We start from the raw sequence: 22,046 nt of genomic DNA on the forward strand, positions 1-22,046 counted from the left end.
GTCGACGCCACATTACGAACGTCGCCCGAACCCTCGCAAGCAGACGAGGGATCTAAATATAGCGAAAAAGACTGAGGGTGCAAAAATCATCCCCGATGAAATTCACACCCTCAGAAAAGTGAGTGATAGCCAGTTGGCCGGTTTAGTCGGGGCTCATCATCCCGACAACTAAGGAAGAAATGCAGCGGTCCTTGCAAAAGGGGGTACAAGATAAACTCCACTGCACTGTCTACACTAGAACAATTAGCGAAAGAAATCAGGGCGCACCTGATGCTTGCCTGAATGTGTTCTGAAAATAGCTTGCGCGTCGATCGGGAGGTAAGTGTTGCCGGCGGTTCAGGTATCTCACGCAACTCTCCCGGCCAGTAGTCCCAACTCTTGTGGCACACGTTGTCGTCACAGCAGACATGTATCCCGATGTCGTCGGGTGTCTCAGCTATGGATAGGGATAGGATTTTGGTTATTCAGTGACTTCTGGCTCAAATGTCGCTTGTTTATGGCTATGCGTGATAGGTCCCCACAGCAGCCTTTCAGGCAATGACGGGGGCGACGGTGCACCAGCACCGCCGCCACGCAGCAACTGAACCAAAGAGAACTGCGTCGACGCCACATCACAAGCGCCGCCCAACCTCTCGCACGCAGACGAGAGATCTAAATATAGCGAAAAGGCTGAGGGTGCAAAAATCATCTCTGATGAAATTCACACCCTCAGAAAGGTGAGTGATAGCCAGTTGGCCAGTTTTATTCGGGACTCATCATCCCGACAACTAAGGAAGAGATGCAGCGAACCTTGCGATGGGGAGTGAAAGGTAAACTTCACTGCACTGTCTACATTAGAATAATTAGCGAAAGAAATCCGGGCGCACCTGATGCTTGCCTGAATGTGTTCTGAAAATAGCTTGCGCGTCGATCGGGAGGTAAGTGTTGCCGGCGGTTTCGTTCGGCGACACCTATTCAGACGTTTCATGTAAAAAGGCGGCTGCACTTTATAAACAGGAGTCGGCAAAAGTGCCGTCTTTGGTAGCTGCTCAGAAGAATGCAGTATCCGGGGATGTTGCAAGGTTTCCAGTTGGCAATACTTGCGTAAGTCATTGTTTTTCATGGGGTTGAATTTGGTGCAGTTGGATAAAATATATAATTAAATCAAGTATTATCAACGGTCTCCAAAACCGTAGGTCGCGGGTTCGAACCCTGCTGCCCCTGCCATTCCTCCAAACGTCGATTGTTTGTTCTGCTCGCACAAGTGCACAGCAGTTAATAGCTGCGTCAGACGGTTAGCACCGGTCGAGATTTCCACTTTTTTCGCATCCGTCGTATCCTGTTGATTATTGCTTTGCTTAAGCAACCAATGGACGGGTGCGCAATTCATGAGAGTGTTGTTCAAACAAAGTCTTGTAGTTTTCTGGGGGCTCTGGTGGGCAATTGCATTTCTGACCGACTTCGTGGGCGGTTTGGAAATGTTGGGTTTCACCTCTACGCCATGGTTTGATGGCCAGAACTACCCGTTCCTGAAACAGACGCTGGCGCCGTTTGGGGCCACTGCTGCGATCGATACCGCGCTGTTCGTGGGAATTATCCTTTGGGCGCTGGTATCGACCCTGTTGTTCTCCTTTGCAATTGTAACACCCTATTCCCGCAAGGAGCTTTGGCTTAAACGCGTTGATTATGCATTTGTCGTTTCATTGGGGCTGTGGCTTGCATTCTTTCTGGCAGACCAGGTGGTCATGAAGTTCGATCTTGAACAAAATCACATGGTTCAGGGTGGGTTTCAGCTGTTGTGTTATCTGACAATTCACCTTCTTCCGGATGATAGTCCGGGCTGACGGTTCCTGATCCAGCGCAGTATTTTGTAGTGGCAGCATAAGGGCATGAAAGTTGTTTCCCTTGTTCTGGTCGCGTAATCGCGGTTTCCTCTCTGGTTTGAATGGAATAATATCGGCCGAAACCTTAGCGGGCGGATGGAGCTACATGTCGCGTTTCGATGGATACTTCCTGCGGCAACTACTGGTGCTGTTTGGTTTCTTCACGCTGGTTCTGGTCGGAGTCTTCTGGATCACACGATCGGTCAGTTTGTTTGACCGCGTGATCAGCGGTGGTCAGTCGGCGATGGTGTTTTTGGAGTTCACCGCTCTGACGCTACCGACACTGATCCGAACAGTTATGCCGATGGCCGTGTTCGCAGCCGCAGTGTATGCCACTAACCGGTTGAGCCGCGAAAGTGAAATGACCGTAATGCTCGCGACTGGTTCCAGTCCTTGGCGGCTTGCACGCGCGGTTTTCATATTCGGTTTGATTGCTGGACTGATGATGGCTGCCATCAGTGTCTTTTTGCGCCCCGCTTCGGTTGATCAATTGGAACGGCGGCAGGCCGAAGTGGCCGGAGACGTGACCGCGCAACTACTGAATGAGGGTGAGTTTCTGCATCCCGCTCCGGGCGTTACCGTGTATATCGGGCAAATCGACTTGGATGGAACGCTGCACGAGGTTTTTGTTTCCGACCGGCGCGATGAGGCCAATCCGGTAAGTTACTCAAGCACGACAGCGTATCTCGTTAACAATGACGCTGGAATTCACTTGGTTATGGTTGATGGCGTTGCTTTGCGCCTGAACGAGCAAGACAAAACCCTGTCTTCAACTCTGTTCGAAGATGCGTCGTACGACATTTCTGAGTTAACCAGCAGCGGCGACATGGCCCATCGCAGTCTTGAGGCTATTCCAACGGTAGAATTTATCGAAGATATCGAAGCCGCTTCTGCTACTTATGGATTTACACACGGGCAGTTAGTCGAAGAGTTACATCAGCGATTTTCCTGGATTGCTATCTGTATCACTGTAGCATTGGTCGGGTATTCAACGCTGATGTTGGGAAGTTTTTCCCGCTTTGGTCTTTGGCCTCAGATTTTCGGTGCTTTTACAATTCTGGTTGTTTTAGAAGGCGTACGTGGATTCGTTGCACCCATCGTGATTGATGATCCAAAACTCTGGTCATTGCTTTATGTGCCTGGAATCATGGGAATTCTGATTTCTTGCCTATTCCTGTTGGTTGCCGGACGGCCATTGATCCGTCAGCGAAACCGTCAGGATGTGGCTGTTCCATCTCCAGTTTGAGACTAACCTCGCAGATACGTAAGACAGGTCAGGATATCATCGAAATAGGTGTGTTGTTCGCTCGCTGGTCGTGCGACCAGATAGAGTGGAAGCTTTAAATCTGGTTCGTTTGGTACGATAACGAGTTCGCCGGCACGGATACGGCTCTCGATGACGTAATCTGGAAAGTATCCCCGACCTCCCCTTTGAAGCAGATACCGTAGCGCCATCATACAATTTCCCAGAAAGATCGATTGGCCCGATGCTTGTCTCAGACTTGTGCGAATGTGCTCTTGATAAACATCGCCCAGCTCGAGGTTCACAAACACCGGATCATCATGTGCTGCTGAGTTGTTAGCGGCTTCAACCAGCGTCAATCTTTCGGCGGGTAATTCATGAAAAATGACGCGTGTGTCAGACGGTTTTTCATGGGTCAGCGCTGCATCCAGAACATGGGTTGCGACAGCTTCGGTCATGTTCAGATTGTGGTCGTAGTTCAAAGTTAGAAGCAACTTGCCGAATTGCTTCTCAAACTGCACAGCGAGGTCCACAAGCAGAGGATCCCAAACACTTAGCTGCGCACCTAAACGCAAGGCTATTCGGTTCTGGCTCTGCGCTGGCAGATCGTGTGATGCAAAGGACCAAAGCGACAGCATTTGCTCCGCATATGGCTGAAATTGTTGACCAAATTCCGTAAGTGACGTTCTACCTGCCCCTCGGGTAAACAGCTTCCGTCCAGTCGCTTCTTCAATCAGGCGGATACGGGCGCTCACGGCGGTTTGGGTCACGTTCAGCTTTCTGGCCGCTGCGTGAAAACCACCTTGTTCGGCAACGCATAGAAATGTCTCAAGGGCTTTGATCTGCATGTGAAAGTATTTTTTCATCGAACTGATAAAATCAATTCATTTTTTTATCCAATTTGGCTTCGCTAAACTGAGGGCAGGTCATTAGCCAAAGGACGCGCCATGCTGGACAAGAGCCACAAACCCACCTGGACCAGTTTCGAAGAAGCCACCAAGGCCGATTGGGATGCTGTGATGGAGTATGAAGAGGCGTATAACGCCGCCCTTCCGGATCGGATCCTCGACGCCATTCGTTCGCTGGATGAAGAGTGGACGCCCTATCCGGTGAACCGCTATCAGCACAGCCTGCAGGCCGCGACCCGGGCCTATGAGGACGGTGCCGACGAGGAATTGGTCGTCGCGGCGTTGATACACGACACAGGAGACATTTTATCGCCCTACAACCACGGCGAGTTATCCGCTGCGATGATGAAACCTTATGTCAGCGAAAAGACTTACTGGATTCTCAAGCACCACTGCGTGTTCCAAGGCTACTACTACAATCACCACCTCGGTGGCGACCGCAATGCCCGTGACAAGTATCGCGACAGCCCTCATTGGGAGGACTGCCGCCATTTCTGTCATGAATACGACCAGAAGGCTTTCGATCCGGATTACCCAACGAAACCACTGGAGTTTTTTGAGCCGATGCTGCGCCGTGTCCTGAACAATGGCGAGGGGCATATGGAACTGAACGAAACGTCCGAAGGTTAACAGGCCGCCATCAACCGATAGACGATCTGTGCGGCAGTAAAGTCCCAGGCGGCATTGCCGTCTGGGGCTAACTCAACCACGTCGAAGCCCACACATTTGCGGCCCTTGAGCGCGTGTTCGACTAGCCGCAGCGCCTGGTAATAGCCTAACCCGCCCGGCACTGGCGTGCCGGTGGCAGGCATTTGCGAGGGGTCCAGCCCGTCGACGTCAAAGCTGACATAGACCAGCTCGGGGAAATCCTCGGGCAGGTCAACAGCGTGGATATTGCCGGTCACAAGTTCTTCGGCGTCTACATGGAATACATGGTTTTTCAGTCGGCTCTTTGCCTCTTCTGTCGAAAAGGCGCGCACACCGAATTGGGCCAGTTTGATACCTTCCTCGGCCAGAAGGTGCATGACTGAGGCGTGGCTGTGTTTCTCGCCCTGATATGCGTTGCGCAAGTCGGCATGAGCGTCGATCTGAACGATTCCGAATGGTTGCCCCAATGCGCGCGCCACTCCCATGACGGCGCCGTAGCTGAGTGAGTGCTCTCCACCCAGAGTGACCGGTACTTTGCCTGCCCGAACCGCGGCTTCGGTGCGCTGGGACAGGCGGTCCATTATCTCGGGTAGCGTGGCGTCGCAATCGACGGGATCTTCGGTGAAAATACCCTCGACACAAGGTTCGGCATGGCCGGTGATGCGTTCCAGTTCGTTGCTGGCCTCGATGATGGCTTCAGGGCCTTTGGCCGTGCCCGAGCCGTAGGACACTGTGCGCTCCAGCGGCACCGGGATCACACGGAATCGGGCGTCTTCGGTGCGTTCGGATGCAGTTAGTTCACTGTCGAGGAAAATGCTCATGAGAGTCGGTCCTTAAAATCGTCGTAGCCGAACTGTTTGATGATCTTTAGTTCGTCCGTTTCGCTGTTCCAAAGCGCGATTGTGGGCAGGGGAACGCCGTTGAACGTGTTGGTCTTGACCATCGAGTAATGCGCCTGATCAAGGAAGGCAAAGCGCTGGCCGATCTCCAACGGATCCTCCCACGTGTAGTCGCCAATCACATCACCGGCCAGACAGGAGGGACCGCCCAGACGGTAGGTGTGGCCAGCCTCGGCTTCATCCATCAAAGCAGGACGATAGGGAGCCTCGATCACGTCGGGCATGTGGCAGGTGGCAGAGATATCGGTGATGGCGAGGTTCATACCGTTGGTGGGCAGGTCGAGGATTTCTCCGACCAGAATGCCCGCATCCAGCGCCACCGCCTCTCCGGGTTCGAGATAGACGTCGATGCCGTATTTTTCGCGGATGTCTTTGATGAACTTCACCAGCCCGTCGCGGTCGTAATCGTCGCGGGTGATGTGGTGGCCGCCGCCGAAGTTCAGCCATTTGAGCTGGCCAAGGAAGGGTTTGAGTTTGGGTTCGACCGCTTCCCATGTCCGCTGCAAGGGTTGGAACCCCTGTTCGCAGAGCGTGTGCATATGCAGCCCATCAACGCCGGTCAGGGCCTCTGCCGTCAGCTGGCTGACCGGTGTCCCCAGGCGCGAACACGGCGCGCAGGGGTCGTATTTGGGAATTTCCCCCTCGGAATGTTCCGGGTTGATGCGCAGACCAACCTGAACGCCTGCGGCTTGCGCCTTGGCGAGGAAGCGGTCCTTTTGCGCTGGCGAGTTGAAGATGATGTGGTCGGACAGCGAAAGGATATCATCCATGTCAGCGTCCTTGTACCCGGCGCAAAAGGTTGCGACCTCGCCGCCGTATTCTTCGCGCCCCAGACGCGCCTCGTAGATGCCGCTGGCGCAGGTGCCACCGAGGTGCTGGCGGATGAGCGGGGCAAGCGAAAACATCGAGAACGCCTTGAGGGCACTGAGCACATGCGCACCGGACCGGGTTCCGATATCGGAGAGAATGGTCAGATTCCGCTCGACAGCCTTTTCATCGACGACGAAGCAGGGTGTGGGCACGCGGTTGAGGTCTAAAGTGCGAAAGGCTCCGGCATCGCCCGCCTGCGTGGTCATCATGTCGGACATAACCGGCGTCTCCGTATTGACGAGGGGCCGGGGTTTCACCCCCGAACCCTGAAGTGTTTTAGCCAGATAAAACTAGCGGATCAGAACTCGACCGGACCGTCGAGTTCGTGGACCTGCCACGGCAGGCCGTGCTCGTTCAGCATGTCCATGAAGTCATCCGGGTCGAGCTGTTCCATGTTCCACACGCCGGGCTGGGTCCAGTTGCCCTTCAGCAACTGTGCCGCGCCGATCATGGCGGGGACGCCAGTGGTGTAGCTAACCGCTTGTGACCCGACCTCCGCGTAACATTCCTCGTGGTCGCAGATATTGTAGATGTAATAGGTCTTCTCGCCCGAGCCATCCTTGGCCTGACCCGTGGCGATATCGCCGATACAGGCCTTGCCCTTGGTTTCCGCACCCAGATCACCGGGATCAGGCAGCAAGGTTTTCAGAAACTGGATCGGGATGATCTCCTTGCCGTCATGCATTACCGGGTCGATGCGGGTCATGCCGACATTTTCCAGCACTTTGGCGTGGGTGATGTAGGCGTCGCCAAAGGTCATCCAGAACCGTGCACGCTCGATCTCGGGGAAGTGGGTCGAGAGCGACTCCAGTTCCTCGTGATACATCAGGTACATGTTTTTGGGGCCGATGGCTGGGAAGTCGAACTCGACCTTGTGGGTCATGGCGGGGGAGTGTTTCCACTCGCCACCTTCCCAGTGGCGTACTTCGGCCAGCACTTCGCGCAGGTTGATCTCGGGATTGAAGTTGGTCGCGAACTCCTGATCGTTCGAACCGCCATTAGCGTCCAACACGTCGATTTGGCGGATGGTGTCCAGCTTGTGCTTTTTCAACCATTTCGCGAAGACGGATGTAACGCCCGGATCGAAGCCCGAGCCGAGGATGGCGGTCAGGCCAGCTTCTTTGAAGCGTTCCTGATAGGCCCACTGCCAGTGGTATTCAAACTTCGCCTCATCCTCGGGTTCGTAGTTTGCAGTGTCGAGGTAGTGGATCCCAGCCTCAAGACAGGCGTCCATCAGCACCAGATCCTGATAGGGCAGGGCGAGGTTCACAAGGATTTCGGCGCCAGTTTCCTTGATCAGCTTGACCGTGTCCTCGACCTTGTAGGCGTCCAGCTCGGCGGTGATGATATCAACACCCACACGCTCTTTCACCGCTTTGGCGATGGCATCGCATTTCGACTTGGTCCGGCTGGCCAGAGTGATTTCGGTAAAGATGTCCGAATTCATCGCCATCTTGTGCACCGCGGCGTGCGATACGCCGCCTGCGCCGACAACCAGTGTTTTTCCAGTCAAAGAACCCATGGGGGTGATCTCCTCTCACAGGGGGTTATTCGTAATAGGTGTAGCCGTTGATCGAGTCGCGATAGGCGCTCATCAGGGTTTTGCGGTCCTTGGCTTTCAGAGTACCGGTCGAGATCGCCTCGTCCACCATTTTGCGAAAGGCGGCGACGCAGTCCTGCGGGTCGAACTCGACATAGGACAGAACCTGACTGATGGTGTCGCCCTCCTGCTCGTGCAGCAGGTCAAACCCGCCGTCGGCGCGCAGATCGATGGTCACGACGTTGGTATCTCCGAACAGGTTATGCAGATCGCCCAGCGTTTCCTGATAGGCGCCGACAAAGAAAACACCCATGTAGTATTCGTCTTCTTCTGGCAGTGAATGCACCGGAAGACTGGGTGAAACACCGTCGGCCAGAATGAACCGGTCGATTTTGCCGTCGCTGTCGCAGGTGATATCAGACAAGACAGCGCGTCGATCGGGCTTTTGGTTCAGCCCCTGCAGCGGCACGATCGGGTGCAGCTGGTCGATGGCCCAGACGTCTGGCAAAGACTGAAACAGTGAAAAGTTGCAGTGATAGATGTCGGCCACTTTCTCAAGCTGATCGTCGACATCCGTTTCCAGATCATCACTTGCCGCCAGTGCCTTGAGGCGGGCCATTAGCGACAGGTAGATTCGCTCGGCCCGGGCCATCTGGCGCAGGTCGACATAGCCGCGGCGGAACAGGGCGCGAAGTTCATTGCGATAAAAGGTGGCGTCGTTCCAGCATTCCTGCAGTCGATCTTTACTGAGGTATCCGTGCACGGCTGCTAAGTCTGAGACCATATGATGGTCGTCGGCTTCGACCTCGGGACCGTTTGGTGCATCGTACAAAGTGCTTTCCAGCACATTGAACACCAGCATTGAAGACGTGGCGACTACAGCGCGGCCGCTTTCAGTGACTAGCGTTGGGTGGCTAACTTCAGCCTCATCCATCGCGTAGGCCACGGTTTCCACCACATTGGCGCAGTACTCCTCGACCGTGTAGTTGATAGAGTTCTCAGCCGCTTTCTTTTCACCCGTATAATCCACACCCATACCACCGCCGAGGTCCAGATGGGTCAGCGGGACACCCTCGCGCGTCAGTTCGGTGTAATAGCGACAGGCTTCGCCCACGGCACGGCGTACATCGTTTACGTCCTGCACCTGAGAGCCCAGATGCGAATGCTGAAGCTTCAGGCAATGCAGTAGCCCGGCCTCTTTCAGCTTGTCGACTGTGGCCACAAGTTGATCGGTGTTCATACCAAAGGCCGAGCGGTCGCCCGAGCTTTCCTCCCACTTGCCGCTGATCTGGTTGGTCAGTTTCACCCGCACACCGATCAGGGGCTCGATGCCCAGCTCTTTGTAAACTTCGATCACGGTGTCAGCTTCTTTCGGGCTTTCCAGAACGATGACCGTGTTGAACCCGATCTTGCGGCTGAGAATTGCCAGCTGGATAAATTCGGCATCCTTGACGCCGTTGCAGACGATCAGCGCTTCGCTGGCCAGACGATGCGCCAGGGCAATCACCAGTTCGGGTTTGGATCCTGCTTCGAGACCGTAGTTGTACTTCTTGCCAAACTCGACGATCCGATCGACGACTTGCGCCTGCTGGTTCACTTTGATCGGGAAGACACCACGATAGCTGCCCCCGTAACCAGTTCGTGCTATTGCGTCGGCAAAGCTTTCATTGATATGCGCGATTTCGTGCTCCAGATAAGAGCTGATCCGCAGGATCATCGGTGATTTGATGCCGCGCTGATCCAGATCGTTTAATATTCCGGGCAGGCTGATAGCCTCTGCCTCAGGCGCCAGCGGATTTCGCAATCCGATCTCGCCATCCTCTGTCACCTCGATGAGGCCTTTACCCCACCTTTCAACTCCATAAACGGAATGCGGCGCAACAGTCGAATGTTTCAATCAGGTCATCCTCAGGAATCAGGCGGTCAGTTTCGCGCCCGCCAATACGGCAGCCGCTTGATTCTTCCAAGTGTAATCTATGTGTTGCCGTTTTGGGGGAGTTATACGGCGGTGTTTACCGGAACCAGATGATTGTCCCACTGACAAGGAGCGGTTGCCCGGGTTTCCGCACCATGTGTCGCCAGACGTCCCACGTCGCCGTTTCCGGTCGTGTAAATCAGGCCGGTAGGCCCGGAACTCAGACCGCAGACATCTTGCAGTGCAAACGCGCCGGTAAATGCGCCACTCGTGGCGTCAAAGCGGTGCAGGGCATTACCGCGTGGACAGGTGATGGCGACGGTCTGGCCGTCGCTGGAAAACCCAACGCTGCCTGCGTAACCCTGCAGAGTGGTTTGTGCGTCATCGGGTGCAGACAGAAGCTTGGGCTCGCTCCCTCTTAAATGTAGCCCCAGAAGTGGGGGATGTTGCGTTTTGTTGCCCTGCCACTGCATGGCGAACGCCACGAGCCCATCCTGTCGAAGAGACAAATGGCGGATCGAATTCTTGTGCAACGCAGCTGGCAATTGCACCTGATCAAGCACCTGTCCGTTCAGGTCGCAATAGGTCAAGTTCGGCTGCATTGTGGGCAGGTTCAGTTTAGAACGCCCGGCATCGGGGTGGGTTTCAATGCCACCATTGGCAATTGCGAGAGAAGCGCCATCCGGCATCAGCACCATGTCATGAGGGCCGATTCCACCAGAGGAAAAAGAACCCAGTCGCACATAGCCATTTGCCGCGTCCCAGACCCCGATCATCCCTTCACCGGCTTCATAGTCGTTCTCGGTAGTAAAAAGCAGTGCTCCGTTCCGCGAGTACACCCCGTGGCCATAAAAGTGGTGCCCTTCCGGGGCAGAAAGTCTGGCGATTTCTGTTCCGGTCGAACACTCAATGACCAACGCGAAAGTGCCGGGGCGGCGCGCAAAGGCAACGGCTTGCGCATGTATCGGGTGCGCTGCGGCGGCATGCCCACGGTCAGGCAGCGGCAGGCTGAAAAGGATCGACCCGTCCGCATTCAGGCCAACTAACCTGTACGATCCGTCCGGAAACAACGCAGCTGACAGAAAATCAGGGGTGCCGACTGTGGACCAGCCCGGAACAGGTACCAGACTGGCAGCTGCAAGACCCGCAAGAAAGTGACGCCTGCTGGTCATCGCGATCAATCCCCGTCGAGCGAGTTGAAACCGGCATTGATGCCCAGAGTTGGACCAAGCTCGGTTTCCGCAATTTGCCGAATATCGTTGATCGATTGCTGCAAGGCCTCAAGCCTGAACCGGCCTTGCGGTGTTGCGACATCTGCAAAAGCTGGATCTTCCAGCGACTGCACGCGATCTATGCTTCTTGAAAATGCCGCATCCAAATCTGTTGCGATTTCAGGATGATTGAAGGACAGTCGGGCAGCCAGGTCGCGCAGAGCGATCAAAGACAGTTCGACATGACGCTGAGAGCGCTCGGAACGACGTGCTTCGGCTCGGTTTGGGCGGGGCTTGTCGAAAGTACCCATGGGGCGACCCAACCGAGTGTCGGCAGTAAATTGCAGGCCTGTGAGCAGAGCCTTGTACAGTTCCTGCATTGCCTCATCGCCATCGCGATAGGGGCTGTCTTCGCCGGGTTGTGTCAGCTTTGGTGCATAGCTTTGCCAGTCGACATTAATCGCGTCGGCATTCCGGTCGATATCGGCGGCAATGGCCTGAATAAGACTGCAGCGATATTCTGCGCTGCCCTGTTCTTCGAAGGCTGGATCGTACAAGAGCCGTTCCAGTGCAAAGAATCCGCGCCCGGCGATTGATTGTTCCGCAAAGGCATCGGGATCCTGCACTGAGGCGTCTTCGCTGGCGATCATCTTGGATAGAGCCTTGGGGGTGAACCCTTTTGTGTCCGGCCAAAAGGCCAACGCAAAGGCACGGTCATCGGTTTCCGAAGGACCGAAACGCAGGTGGCTCGCCGAAATCCAGGCATCAAACGCGGTGCCATAGACTTCACGTAAAGCAGTTGATGAAGGCACGCAATCAGACTGCGCAGTGTTAACCAGTGCTTGGGTCGCTTCAGAAAGTTCAGCAAATCGAGGCAGGACATGCGTCTCTGTCACGTCCAACAAGATTGGGCCCCGATCCTGAGCAAACGCGGTAAGTGGTATCAGCAACGCGGTGGCAAAAACAGTGGTGCGCATGGGATCAAAGGCTCTCCAGAAAGCGGATCAGGGCGTCGCGGTCGGCTTTAGGCATGGACACAACGGTATCGCGAGCTGCCTGAGCCTCGCCTCCATGCCAAAGGATCGCCTCAAGTAAAGAACGGGCACGGCCATCATGTAAAAACTGAGTGTGGCCCGAGACACGCTCTGTCAGACCAACACCCCAAAGTGGAGGCGTGCGCCATTCACGCCCAGTAGCCCGGGCCTCGGGGCGGTTATCGGCAAGGCCGTCACCCATGTCGTGCAGCAACAGGTCGGTGTATGGCCAGATCAGTTGGAAACTGTGTTCGGGGCGATCCTGCATCCTGTGGGTGACAAAAGACGGGACATGGCAGGAATCACAGCCGCTGGTGTGGAACACCTCTTTACCGTGCAAAACCTCTGGATCATCGGTGTCCCGACGCGCCGGAACGCCTAAATTGCGGCTGTAGAATGCGACAAGGTCCATACCTTGCTGATCGATTTCGAAACCGCGCACATCGTTGTCCCCGTGGGGTGCCTCAATGCAGTTGGCCTGGGCCGGTGTGCAATCGCCTGCAGGGGCGGGGTAAAGAGGGGTGGAAATCCCGATATCGCCGGAAAAGGCGGCAGAGGATTGCTCCATGACCGTGGGCAATCCTGCCTTGTGACCGAAACGGCCCATCATGGGTTGGTCAAATTCAACCGACCAGACGATGTTTGGGCGCCCCGAAATGCCGTCGCCATCCGCGTCGTCCGGATCGGCGTTGGCCAGCAAATCTTCGACAGGGATGGACTCGAGTAAACCTAGTCCGATCATCTGCGGCGCGACCCGCGGGCTGAGCATCGCTTCGGGATGCAAAGGGCCGTAGCCCAGATCAGCGGCCGTATAGTTGGGGTTGCGAAGGGAAACGACCTCATCTTCGGACAGTTCAACGGGGATTTCTTCGTAGGTTATGTCCAATCGGTATTCGGCAGGATGACCGGCAAGCGCGAAATCCTGCATCTGGCCGCCATAGTTCGGGTCGGGCAGGGTGGCGATATAGTCTTCGATTTCTGCCGGCGCATCCTCAGGCGAACCGGGAATGGACACGCGCAAGAACATCGAGATCGCGTTGTCGTCAGCATTGGCTGGTGTATGACCTCGGCCATCCTTGATGTGGCATCGTTGGCACGAGCGTGCGTTATACAACGGGCCCAGACCATCGGAGGCCAGTGTCGATGAGGGGGACGAGACCCATATTTTCTTGAACAGCCCGTTTCCGACTCTGAAGTCCAGTTCCTGTTCGAAACTAATATTGCCTGATGGCAAAGAGAACGCATCTGAATCGGTCCGCACGCGGACCGTCGCTGCTCCGGCGCTCAGATCTTCAAACCGTTGCGGGGCCGAAAAATCCTGTGGCGCTGCAGTAACCGCTTCGATCCGCAAGCGTTCATCTTCGGTTCGGGGAGTTATGTTCAGGTGAGGGTCCTGCAACCCGGAAGCGAGCACTTGGGTGACCCCCAATAAGGCAATCGGCAGGACGGCGAGGTTAGTCTTTCTCGCCCATTTTAGACGCGTTGAACTGCACATAGTTGGCTTAGCCAATCCTTTCATACAGATCGAGCTGAGTTTCGAGAAAGCCGATATGGTCCCCTTTAGTGGACACAGCTTTTCGAACAGTGGCATCGATACATAGTCGCCGGCTTCCCGGCAGTACTCGCGCGTTTCCTTTTTGGATGCTCTTGCCTGATCTCGTTCGCAAGATTGCATCTCATTGTTTCCTCTGGTTTATTCCCGATCCCTATCGTGTCAAGCTTCCGGGGGTTGGGGTAGCTTTGAAGGAATTTGATTTATTGGATCAACCTGACCGCTTTCCCATTTCTTTGACGATTGGTTCGTAGTGCCTTTGACCAGTGGCCAGTCTTCCTGCAGGCGGTCGCGCAACCAATACCGGTTGCCCCGGATCAATTCATGCCGCTGCGATTTGTTTGGATTTGCGACGCACTTTGGATCGCTTTTCAGCGACATTCACTTGTGTCCCATCCGTCCTCAGCGTGCGGAGCTGCATCGGAACTTCCAGATTGTCGCTAGAGCGCATCGTGTCCAGAAACAGAGGCATACAGCCCCCACAATCTGCCGATTTTCCAAGGGCGTGATAGATTTTGCCCGGCGTGATGATGGCCTGCGGATCAGCCGTTCGCATCCAGTCAATTGCGGCGCGAATTTCGGTGTCCGAGATATTGGTGCAGTGGCATACGATCATAGCGACTCGACCGGTTGGCTGATTTCTTACTCAAATAGTAAGTTATTTGAGGGCCGTCCAGAAAGAAAGAGCACTTCTTTGTGATCCGGAGGCTTGGAAGCGCAGGTTTTCGCCTGCGCTTCCGGTCGGCTGGGTGTTAACAGCCTGCGAGGGGATTAGTGGAACACGGCGTCCGGGTTATCCAGGCTGTCAGAGCCTTCGAACTCGATCTGATCCAGCTCGAGTACGGCGACGATACGCTCGATGGTCTTGGTTTGATCAACCAAACCGTTAACGCCACCCATGATCAGCGCTTCTCCACCAGCATTGCCTGCTTCCAGCATCTGGTCATAAGCAAAGCCAGCTTCGGCCGTGGATTTCAAACGACCTAGAGCTTGCATGGTGTTCGACAGTTTCGCCTTCATTTCAATGTCCAGCGCGGGGTCAGCTGCAACGACCATATCCGACAGGGATGCGCCCTGAACCGGGGTGCCGTCGATGCGAACATAGTTGCCGAGATAGACGTTCTGAATGCCCAGGCCATCATAGTAGTGGCTGTTGTGGGTGTTGTCCGAGAAGCAATCATGCTCTTCTTCCGGATCATTCAGCATCAGACCCAGGCGCATGCGTTCGCCTGCCTGCTCACCATAAGACAGCGAGCCCATACCGGTCAGGATTGCGCTGACGCCTGCATCTTCGTTTTCTGTAAGAGCAGCGCGTGCGTCACCACCTTCCTGCCATTGTGTGGCCATCCACTCGAGATCGCTGACCAGCAGATCGGTCGCTGCGCTCAGGTACTGGGCACGACGGTCGCAATTGCCACCGGTGCAGTCATCACCCTGCGCGAAGTCTGTCCAGGGGCGGTTACCTGCGCCTGCACCGTGGCCGTTCATGTCTTGACCCCACAGCAGAAATTCGATCGCGTGGTAGCCGGTCGCGACGTTTGCTTCGATACCGTCTGCCTCATGCAGGGTATCTGCCAGCAGCTCGGGCGTAATTTCGGCCGCATCAACGGTTTCGCCTGACAGCTCGAAGCTGGGGTTTGCGATAACGTTCAGGATGGCGAATTCGTTTTCGTCAGTTGCACCGCCATAGGCAGCATCGACATAGTCAATCAGGCCTTCATCCAACGGCCAGGCGTTCACTTTACCTTCCCAATCGTCGACGATGGCATTGCCGAAACGATAAACCTCGGTTTGCTGATAAGGAACGCGCGCGGCAACCCATGCGGCGCGCGCGGCATTCAGGTTGGCGTCCGACGGCTCGGCGATCAACGCCGCCACAGCGGCCTGAAGGGATTTGGCGGCAATCAGGCTGTCATCATATTTGGCTTCGGCGATGTTTGCGTAGGTGTTCAGCACATCGGTTTTCGAGGGGGCATCGCCTGCGGATGCGGCGGTTGCAATGCACAGTGTCAGGGCACTTGTCGCAGTAAATAGCTTAATCATGACGTATGATCTTTCCTGTCAGAAACGATATTCTTTGGGCGCTCGACTAAGGGCGCCTGCGCGAGTTTTCTGAGTGAATTAGTCGGTTAAGTCAACCTGAGTTTTATTGTCGGGAATAATGTCGCACTTGATACACACCGGTTTTTTCTTCAGACAATGACGTGTAATCCGCTTGCAGTTTGAAGGCCCGCTGCCAGATTTGAAAACCTGAACTCACCACGAGCGGCCTAAATCTGGCTACCCATATTCGGTGAGGGATAGGTCAGCGCGCAATCATTGCGCGACTTCGCAAAGCAGCTAAAATGATGCATGTGATTCTTGGTTTTGTGTTGATCCGGTTATGAAACGTGCGGTTCTGGCTTTAATCCTATACCCCGGGGGCCTAATTGCCCAGGAAGCACGGCCAATGGAACAACACACCCACGGTTCTGGTTCTCTGAGCATTTCGGTTGCCGGAGCGGAATTCACCTTATCTCTTGCGGTTCCAGGCACTGATATCGTTGGTTTCGAGCATCCTGCTGCCGATGACGAAGATCGCGCATTGGTTGCGGTGGCCATATCAGATTTGACTAACCCTCTGGAGCTGTTTGTCGTACCGGAGGAGGCTGGATGTTTTGCCGTATCGGCGAACGTGACACTGGTTGACGGTGCACACAGTCATGATGGAGAAGGCGCGGCGGACAACCAGGAGCAAGGCGATGCAGTTTCTTCAACCTCTGAAGAGACGACCGAGCCTCACACGGAATTTCAGGCTGAGTATTTAATTCGATGCCAGGACCCTGATGCAGTTGATGACGTGCGTTTCGACTATTTTGAAAGGTTCGAGAACGCAGAGGAACTGGTAATTGAGGTGCAATCGGCCCAAGGCGAGCGCTCATTCAGCGTGGCGCGTGAGACGCCACTGGCAAATCTGGCTGGTATGTTTTGATCTAGTTGAAGCAGGATTTCGACGCAGCCAGCTTTCATTCCACTAACTCTACCCATCCGAGAATTTTGACGAATAAAAATATGCAATCGCCTGGGTTCGGTTTTTGACCGAGAGTTTTTCGTAAATATTGGACAGATGAAATTTCACTGTATTGGTTGAAATCTGCAGTTCCTTTGACAGATCACGATTGGACAGACCTTTGGCAAGCGCTTCAAGGATTGCGCGTTCTTTACGCGACAAGCTCTGAATCGGATCCTGTTGCATCTTACGAACATCGATGAATGGAAAAACCATTTTGCCAGCGGCGACATCGGCGCAGGTTTCTAGCAAAACTTCGACCTCACCGGACCGCGGGGCGAACCCTGCCGCACCAGCTTGCATGGCCAAGCGCGGTATGTCCCCGGCTTCGTCGCCGTAGACGACAAACCGTGGCGCATTTTCCTGCTCGCGGATCACTTCGATCAACTTCGCCGCGCCCAGCACCGGCAGGTTCCAGGCAACAACACAGACCTGTACAGGAACCCGGATAACAGCGCCCAGAAACCCTTCGGCTGTAGCTGATGTCGCGACCAAAGAGAATCGCGGGTCGCGTTCAAAAATCTCCGACATCGCAGACAGGACCAACGGGTTGTTGTCCGCCAGCACGATATCGATCGGAGTGTCAGGATTTGCAGACATTTGAATTCACGCCTATTTTTTCCAGATACTACCCATTTGGGTGGGTTGTTTTGCGGTATACTTCGGTATTCTTACACAAATGGGTAGGTTTTAACCTATCCATTTAGGTTTGCTAAAGCAGTAGTAAGCTACGTTGCGCACTGCATCAAGCATCGGTTTTCTGTCCGCCAACGCGATGTATGGGACCTGTTTCGATCCCATAGTTGAGGAGGATCGCCGATGACATTTCAAATCTACCCGCCTTTGGAGATTCCCGAGACGTTGGCCGCTGGCCCGGGACCAGGGAATACCGACGCTCGTGTTCTGCAAGCTTTCGCCAATGCTGGTGTCGCTGATCACATGCAGGGCGATGTTCTGCGCGGGATGCTTGAATGCAAACTGATGTTGCGCGAAATCTGGGGCACAAAGAACACCTACACGTTTGGTGTTGCCGGAACCGGGTGGAGCGGTCTGGACACGATGTTCTCGGCCGTCATGCCGGGCGACAAGGTGGTTGCTTTTGCCAACGGCACCTTTTCAGGCATTGATGCGCTGACGCTCAGGATCAAAGCTGCCACCTCGCAGGAGCACGCGGCCAATCCGCTTGATCCTAAAGCTGCGAGCGTCATTGTCGTCGAGGTGCCTCATGGGGAACCGGTGACGGGTGACATCGTCGAAAAGGCGCTTGCCCAACACAAACCCAAGTGGGCCTTTATGGCACATTGGGAAACCGGTTCGGGCCGGATCAACGACCTGCGCGGATTTTCGGATGCTTGCGAGCGCCACGACGCAATGGGATTGGTCGACGCGGTTTCGTCGCTTGGCGTGGATAGCTTTTCGATCGATGACTATCCCGGAGTCGCAGGCTGGGCATCCTGCCCGCAGAAGGGCTTGTGCTGCCTGCCGCTGACTTATGCGCCCGTCAGCTTTACCGACGCGTACATCGAGTCGCTGAAAGCAAGCGGTGCCTACAGCTATGTCCATAACCCGATCTTCGAGGCGCGCCATTGGGGTGTGGTCAACGGTCAGGATGTGGAGAAAGGCACCTATCACCGCACCCATTCCGGCTATGCAGTCGCCGCATTCCACGAAGCGTTGCGTCTGACCTTGCAGGAAGGCCTTGTCAAACGTTCGCTTGCGTACCGGACACATGAAAAGGTTCTGCGTGACGCCGTTGTTGAAATGGGCTGTGAAGTTACGTCCGACATGCCCAGCCTCGTAGTTCTAAACCTGCCACCAGAACTGGCCGGGCGTGAAATGGAACTGGTTCAGAATTGCCGTGCTCGTGGTTTCGGCATCTGGCCCACGCTCAGCGAACCGGTACAGGTGCGGATCGGTATCTTGAATCAGCTAAATCGTCAGTCCGTCAGCCGCATAATCCGGCTGTTTGCCGAAGCTCTGCGCGAGCTTGGCGGACAGGTCGATCACGAAGCAATCGAAGCACTGTTGGAAAGCCGTTACGGCACCTCAATCGCGGCCTAAACCGGAGCAAGCAGATGGATATTCATGAATATCAGGCCAAGGAAATTCTCTCGAATTTCGGCGTCGATGTCCCATCAGGGGCCTTGGCTTACAGCCCCGAACAAGCGGCCTACCGGGCGCGCGAACTTGGAGGTGACAAGTGGATCGTCAAGGCTCAGGTCCATGCAGGTGGCCGCGGCAAAGCTGGCGGTGTCAAACTGTGCAACACGGAAAGCGAAATCTACGAAGCCTGTGATGACCTGTTCGGTCGCAAGCTGGTAACGCATCAAACCGGCCCTGAAGGCAAAGGCATTTACCGCGTTTACGTTGAGGCTGCGGTCCCGATTGATCGCGAGATCTATCTTGGTTTTGTTCTGGACCGGTCCAGCCAGCGCGTGATGATCGTTGCCTCGTCCGAAGGCGGAATGGAGATCGAAGAGATTTCTGCTGAACGCCCCGACAGCATCGTACGATCAATCGTTGAGCCTGCGGTTGGTTTGCAGGAATTTCAGGCGCGTGAAATTGCGTTCAATCTTGGCCTGGAACCACGATTGATCCAGCAGATGGTTCGCACATTGCAAGGGTGCTACGCTGCTTTTAGTGATCTGGATGCAACCATGGTCGAGATCAATCCTCTGGTGATCACTGGTGATGATCGCGTGCTGGCGCTGGATGCGAAGATGAGCTTTGACGACAACGCTCTGTTCCGCCATCCGCAAATCGCCGAACTGCGCGACAAAAGCCAGGAAGATCCACGTGAGAGCCGCGCTGCGGATCGAGGCCTGTCCTATGTTGGGCTCGAAGGAAACATCGGCTGTATCGTCAACGGTGCCGGTCTTGCCATGGCGACGATGGATACGATCAAGCTGGCAGGCGGTGAACCGGCCAATTTCCTTGATATCGGCGGAGGTGCATCCCCTGAACGTGTGGCCAAGGCATTTCGCCTGGTTCTGTCCGACAGCAATGTGCAGGCGGTGTTGGTCAATATCTTTGCCGGAATTAATCGCTGCGATTGGGTGGCAGAAGGTGTCGTGCAGGCCCTGCGCGAACTGCAGATCGATATCCCGGTGGTGGTGCGACTTGCCGGAACAAATGTCGAAGAAGGGCAGAAAATTCTGGCCAAATCCGGGCTTCCAATCATTCGGGCAACCACTCTGATGCAGGCTGCCGAAAGGGCTGTTGGCGCCTGGCAGAACGATCTTTCTCAAGGCACCAAGATGAGGGCTGTGTAATGAGCATTCTTCTCGATCGCGACAGCCGCGTTATCGTTCAGGGTATCACCGGACGCATGGCGCGCTTCCATACCAAGGACATGCTGGATTACGGCACCAGTGTTGTGGGCGGCGTGGTTCCGGGCAAAGGCGGAGAAACCGTTGAAGGTGTCCCGGTTTTCGACACCGTCAAACAGGCCGTCGAAGCCACCGGTGCAGATGCCAGCCTGGTTTTCGTACCTCCGCCATTTGCTGCGGATTCGATCATGGAAGCGGCGGATGCAGGTATTCGCTACTGTGTCTGCATCACCGACGGCATCCCGGCGCAGGATATGATCCGGGTCAAGCGCTACATGTACCGTTACCCCAAGGAGAAGCGGATGGTCCTGACAGGACCGAATTGCGCGGGAACCATCAGCCCGGGCAAGGCGCTGTTGGGCATTATGCCTGGTCATATTTATCTGCCCGGGAATGTCGGGATCATTGGGCGCTCGGGCACGCTGGGATACGAGGCTGCGGCACAGCTCAAAGAGCGTGGCATCGGTGTCTCAACCAGCGTTGGTATCGGTGGTGATCCGATCAATGGTTCCTCGTTCCGCGATATCCTGGAGCGTTTCGAAAAAGACGAGGACACAGCAATCATTGCCATGATCGGTGAGATTGGTGGGCCGCAGGAGGCGGAGGCCGCCGAATATATCCGGGACCATGTCACCAAACCGGTTGTGGCTTACGTGGCAGGTCTGACTGCGCCCAAAGGCCGGACGATGGGGCATGCGGGTGCGATCATCTCGGCCTTTGGTGAAAGTGCTTCTGAAAAGGTCGAGATCCTTTCAGCAGCAGGTGTAACCGTTGCGGAAAATCCGGCTGTGATTGGCGAAACAATCGCTCGCGTTATGGGAAAGGCTGCGTGATGGTAAAGCCTTCGGTCCTTGTAACCCGTCGCTGGCCTGCTGCCGTCGAGGCGCAGTTGGCCGAAAACTACAATGCCGTACTCAACACCGGGGACAAACCCATGTCTCCGGCTGAGATCCGCGATGCGCTGAATCACTATGATGCCGTGCTTCCCACCGTCACCGACACCTTGAATGCCGAGGCTTTGGATGTGCCTGCCGCGCAGACCAAGATCCTTGCCAATTATGGAGTTGGCTACAGCCATATCTGCGAGCCTTCGGCCCGCGAGTTGGGCATGACCGTGACCAACACACCCGATGTGTTGTCTGAATGCACAGCTGATCTTGCCATGACCTTGTTGTTGATGGTCGCCCGCCGTGCCGGTGAAGGCGAGCGGGAGCTGCGCGCCGGGAATTGGTCGGGTTGGCGTCCGACCCATCTGGTTGGCACCAAGGTTAGCGGCAAAACCCTTGGTATCATCGGCTTTGGTCGTATCGGTCAGGAAATGGCCCGCCGTGCCCATCATGGGTTCGGTATGAATATCGTGGTGCAAAATCGCAGCCGTGTGTCGCCCGAGGTGCTTCAGCAATGCAATGCTACTCAGGTCGATTCTGTGGACGAGTTGCTGCCGCAATGCGACTTCGTCTCGCTACACTGCCCGGGCGGAGCTGCAAATCGTCATCTGATCAACTCTCGTCGTCTCGACCTCATGAAACCCGGTGCCTTCCTGATCAACACCGCGCGTGGCGAAGTTATTGATGAATTCGCGCTGATCCAGGCACTGATGTTCGATGTCATTGGCGGAGCTGCACTTGATGTGTTTGATGGAGAGCCCCGGATCAGCCCGGATCTGCTGCAATGCGACAATCTGGTGATGTTACCGCATCTCGGCAGTGCAACGCGTGAAGCACGCGAAGCGATGGGTTTCCGTGTTCTGGATAACCTCGGCGATTTCTTTGCCGGTCGCCCGCCCCGAGATCGCGTGATCTGATCCCAATCCCCACTAAACCTCCCAAAGGTCGGTGCCGGATGGGAGGTTCTTTTTCTGGAGGTAACAAAATGAATGCCCCTCAACGTATTGACGGATTTTTCACCCAGTCCTTGTCTGACCGTGATCCTGAGCTTTTTGGCTCGATCACGTCCGAGCTGGGCCGTCAGCGCGACGAGATCGAG

Annotated in this window: 20 protein-coding genes; 8 read left to right on the forward strand and 12 right to left on the reverse strand. The window is 55.3% G+C overall.

Annotated features, from left to right (window positions below; translation table 11 throughout):
* Positions 1-1,153: 1,153 nt before the first annotated feature.
* A complete protein-coding gene (locus tag ACR0CW_RS22260) occupies positions 1,154-1,369 on the reverse strand; it encodes a hypothetical protein (RefSeq protein WP_480789475.1) in 216 nt (71 codons plus the stop codon).
* Here ACR0CW_RS22260 and ACR0CW_RS22265 point away from each other — a divergent pair.
* Both ACR0CW_RS22265 and lptF read left to right on the forward strand, forming a co-directional pair.
* Positions 1,368-1,823 (forward strand): hypothetical protein, encoded by a 456-nt coding sequence (locus ACR0CW_RS22265; RefSeq protein ID WP_480789476.1) that lies wholly within the window; start codon positions 1,368-1,370, stop codon positions 1,821-1,823. The genes ACR0CW_RS22260 and ACR0CW_RS22265 overlap by 2 nt on opposite strands.
* Positions 1,824-1,968: 145 nt before the next feature.
* The gene (gene lptF / locus ACR0CW_RS22270) at positions 1,969-3,108 is read left to right on the forward strand and encodes an LPS export ABC transporter permease LptF (RefSeq protein ID WP_480789477.1); all 1,140 of its coding nucleotides are present in this window, start codon (positions 1,969-1,971) and stop codon (positions 3,106-3,108) included.
* 2 nt (positions 3,109-3,110) lie between these two features.
* Here lptF and ACR0CW_RS22275 read toward each other — a convergent pair whose 3' ends face one another.
* Positions 3,111-3,971 carry a LysR family transcriptional regulator gene (locus ACR0CW_RS22275; protein ID WP_480789478.1) on the reverse strand — a complete coding sequence of 287 codons (861 nt, stop codon included), beginning with the start codon at positions 3,969-3,971 and terminating at the stop codon, positions 3,111-3,113.
* 81 nt (positions 3,972-4,052) lie between these two features.
* On the opposite strand from ACR0CW_RS22275, the gene ACR0CW_RS22280 reads away from it, so the two are divergent.
* On the forward strand, positions 4,053-4,643 hold the full coding sequence (locus tag ACR0CW_RS22280) for an HD domain-containing protein (protein ID WP_480789479.1): 591 nt from the start codon (positions 4,053-4,055) through the stop codon (positions 4,641-4,643).
* On the opposite strand, the gene speB is transcribed toward ACR0CW_RS22280, so the two are convergent.
* From speB to ACR0CW_RS22325, 9 genes are all read right to left on the reverse strand, one after another.
* A complete protein-coding gene (speB, locus tag ACR0CW_RS22285) occupies positions 4,640-5,482 on the reverse strand; it encodes an agmatinase (protein WP_480789480.1) in 843 nt (280 codons plus the stop codon). The genes ACR0CW_RS22280 and speB overlap by 4 nt on opposite strands.
* The gene (gene nspC, locus ACR0CW_RS22290; protein WP_480789481.1) at positions 5,479-6,648 is read right to left on the reverse strand and encodes a carboxynorspermidine decarboxylase; all 1,170 of its coding nucleotides are present in this window, start codon (positions 6,646-6,648) and stop codon (positions 5,479-5,481) included. Before nspC ends, speB begins: the two co-directional genes overlap by 4 nt.
* Before the next feature lie 80 nt (positions 6,649-6,728).
* A complete protein-coding gene (locus ACR0CW_RS22295) occupies positions 6,729-7,952 on the reverse strand; it encodes a saccharopine dehydrogenase family protein (protein ID WP_480789482.1) in 1,224 nt (407 codons plus the stop codon).
* A 25-nt stretch (positions 7,953-7,977) separates the two neighbouring features.
* Entirely contained in the window at positions 7,978-9,867 is a 1,890-nt protein-coding gene (gene speA / locus ACR0CW_RS22300; RefSeq protein WP_480789483.1) for a biosynthetic arginine decarboxylase, read from the reverse strand.
* A gap of 101 nt (positions 9,868-9,968) precedes the next feature.
* Positions 9,969-11,057 (reverse strand): DUF1513 domain-containing protein, encoded by a 1,089-nt coding sequence (locus tag ACR0CW_RS22305; RefSeq protein ID WP_480789484.1) that lies wholly within the window; start codon positions 11,055-11,057, stop codon positions 9,969-9,971.
* A gap of 5 nt (positions 11,058-11,062) precedes the next feature.
* Entirely contained in the window at positions 11,063-12,073 is a 1,011-nt protein-coding gene (locus ACR0CW_RS22310; protein ID WP_480789485.1) for an imelysin family protein, read from the reverse strand.
* Between the two features lie 4 nt (positions 12,074-12,077).
* Positions 12,078-13,625: a di-heme oxidoreductase family protein gene (locus ACR0CW_RS22315; protein ID WP_480789490.1), complete on the reverse strand. Its 1,548-nt coding sequence runs from the start codon at positions 13,623-13,625 to the stop codon at positions 12,078-12,080.
* Positions 13,626-14,004: 379 nt separating this feature from the next.
* A complete protein-coding gene (locus ACR0CW_RS22320) occupies positions 14,005-14,298 on the reverse strand; it encodes a (2Fe-2S)-binding protein (RefSeq protein ID WP_480789486.1) in 294 nt (97 codons plus the stop codon).
* Positions 14,299-14,453: 155 nt separating this feature from the next.
* Positions 14,454-15,725, reverse strand: a complete 1,272-nt coding sequence (locus ACR0CW_RS22325; RefSeq protein WP_480789487.1) for an imelysin family protein — start codon at positions 15,723-15,725, stop codon at positions 14,454-14,456.
* A gap of 406 nt (positions 15,726-16,131) precedes the next feature.
* Between ACR0CW_RS22325 and ACR0CW_RS22330 the strand changes: the two genes are divergently transcribed.
* The gene (locus ACR0CW_RS22330; protein ID WP_480745041.1) at positions 16,132-16,653 is read left to right on the forward strand and encodes a ZrgA family zinc uptake protein; all 522 of its coding nucleotides are present in this window, start codon (positions 16,132-16,134) and stop codon (positions 16,651-16,653) included.
* Between the two features lie 48 nt (positions 16,654-16,701).
* Here ACR0CW_RS22330 and ACR0CW_RS22335 read toward each other — a convergent pair whose 3' ends face one another.
* Positions 16,702-17,331, reverse strand: coding sequence for a response regulator transcription factor (locus tag ACR0CW_RS22335; protein WP_155138831.1), 630 nt, complete (start codon positions 17,329-17,331; stop codon positions 16,702-16,704).
* A gap of 219 nt (positions 17,332-17,550) precedes the next feature.
* Here ACR0CW_RS22335 and ACR0CW_RS22340 point away from each other — a divergent pair, with 219 nt between their 5' ends.
* From ACR0CW_RS22340 to ACR0CW_RS22355, 4 genes are read left to right on the forward strand one after another with little or no spacing between them, the layout of a single operon-like run.
* Positions 17,551-18,792: a pyridoxal-phosphate-dependent aminotransferase family protein gene (locus ACR0CW_RS22340; protein ID WP_480789488.1), complete on the forward strand. Its 1,242-nt coding sequence runs from the start codon at positions 17,551-17,553 to the stop codon at positions 18,790-18,792.
* 14 nt (positions 18,793-18,806) lie between these two features.
* Positions 18,807-20,003 carry a malate--CoA ligase subunit beta gene (locus tag ACR0CW_RS22345; RefSeq protein WP_155138827.1) on the forward strand — a complete coding sequence of 399 codons (1,197 nt, stop codon included), beginning with the start codon at positions 18,807-18,809 and terminating at the stop codon, positions 20,001-20,003.
* A complete protein-coding gene (gene sucD, locus ACR0CW_RS22350; RefSeq protein WP_480789489.1) occupies positions 20,003-20,893 on the forward strand; it encodes a succinate--CoA ligase subunit alpha in 891 nt (296 codons plus the stop codon). The genes ACR0CW_RS22345 and sucD overlap by 1 nt, the downstream gene beginning before the upstream one ends.
* Positions 20,893-21,864: a 2-hydroxyacid dehydrogenase gene (locus tag ACR0CW_RS22355; RefSeq protein WP_155138868.1), complete on the forward strand. Its 972-nt coding sequence runs from the start codon at positions 20,893-20,895 to the stop codon at positions 21,862-21,864. Before sucD ends, ACR0CW_RS22355 begins: the two co-directional genes overlap by 1 nt.
* Positions 21,865-22,046: the final 182 nt, after the last annotated feature.

It is taken from the genome of Ruegeria sp. CH6 (genome assembly GCF_056537005.1).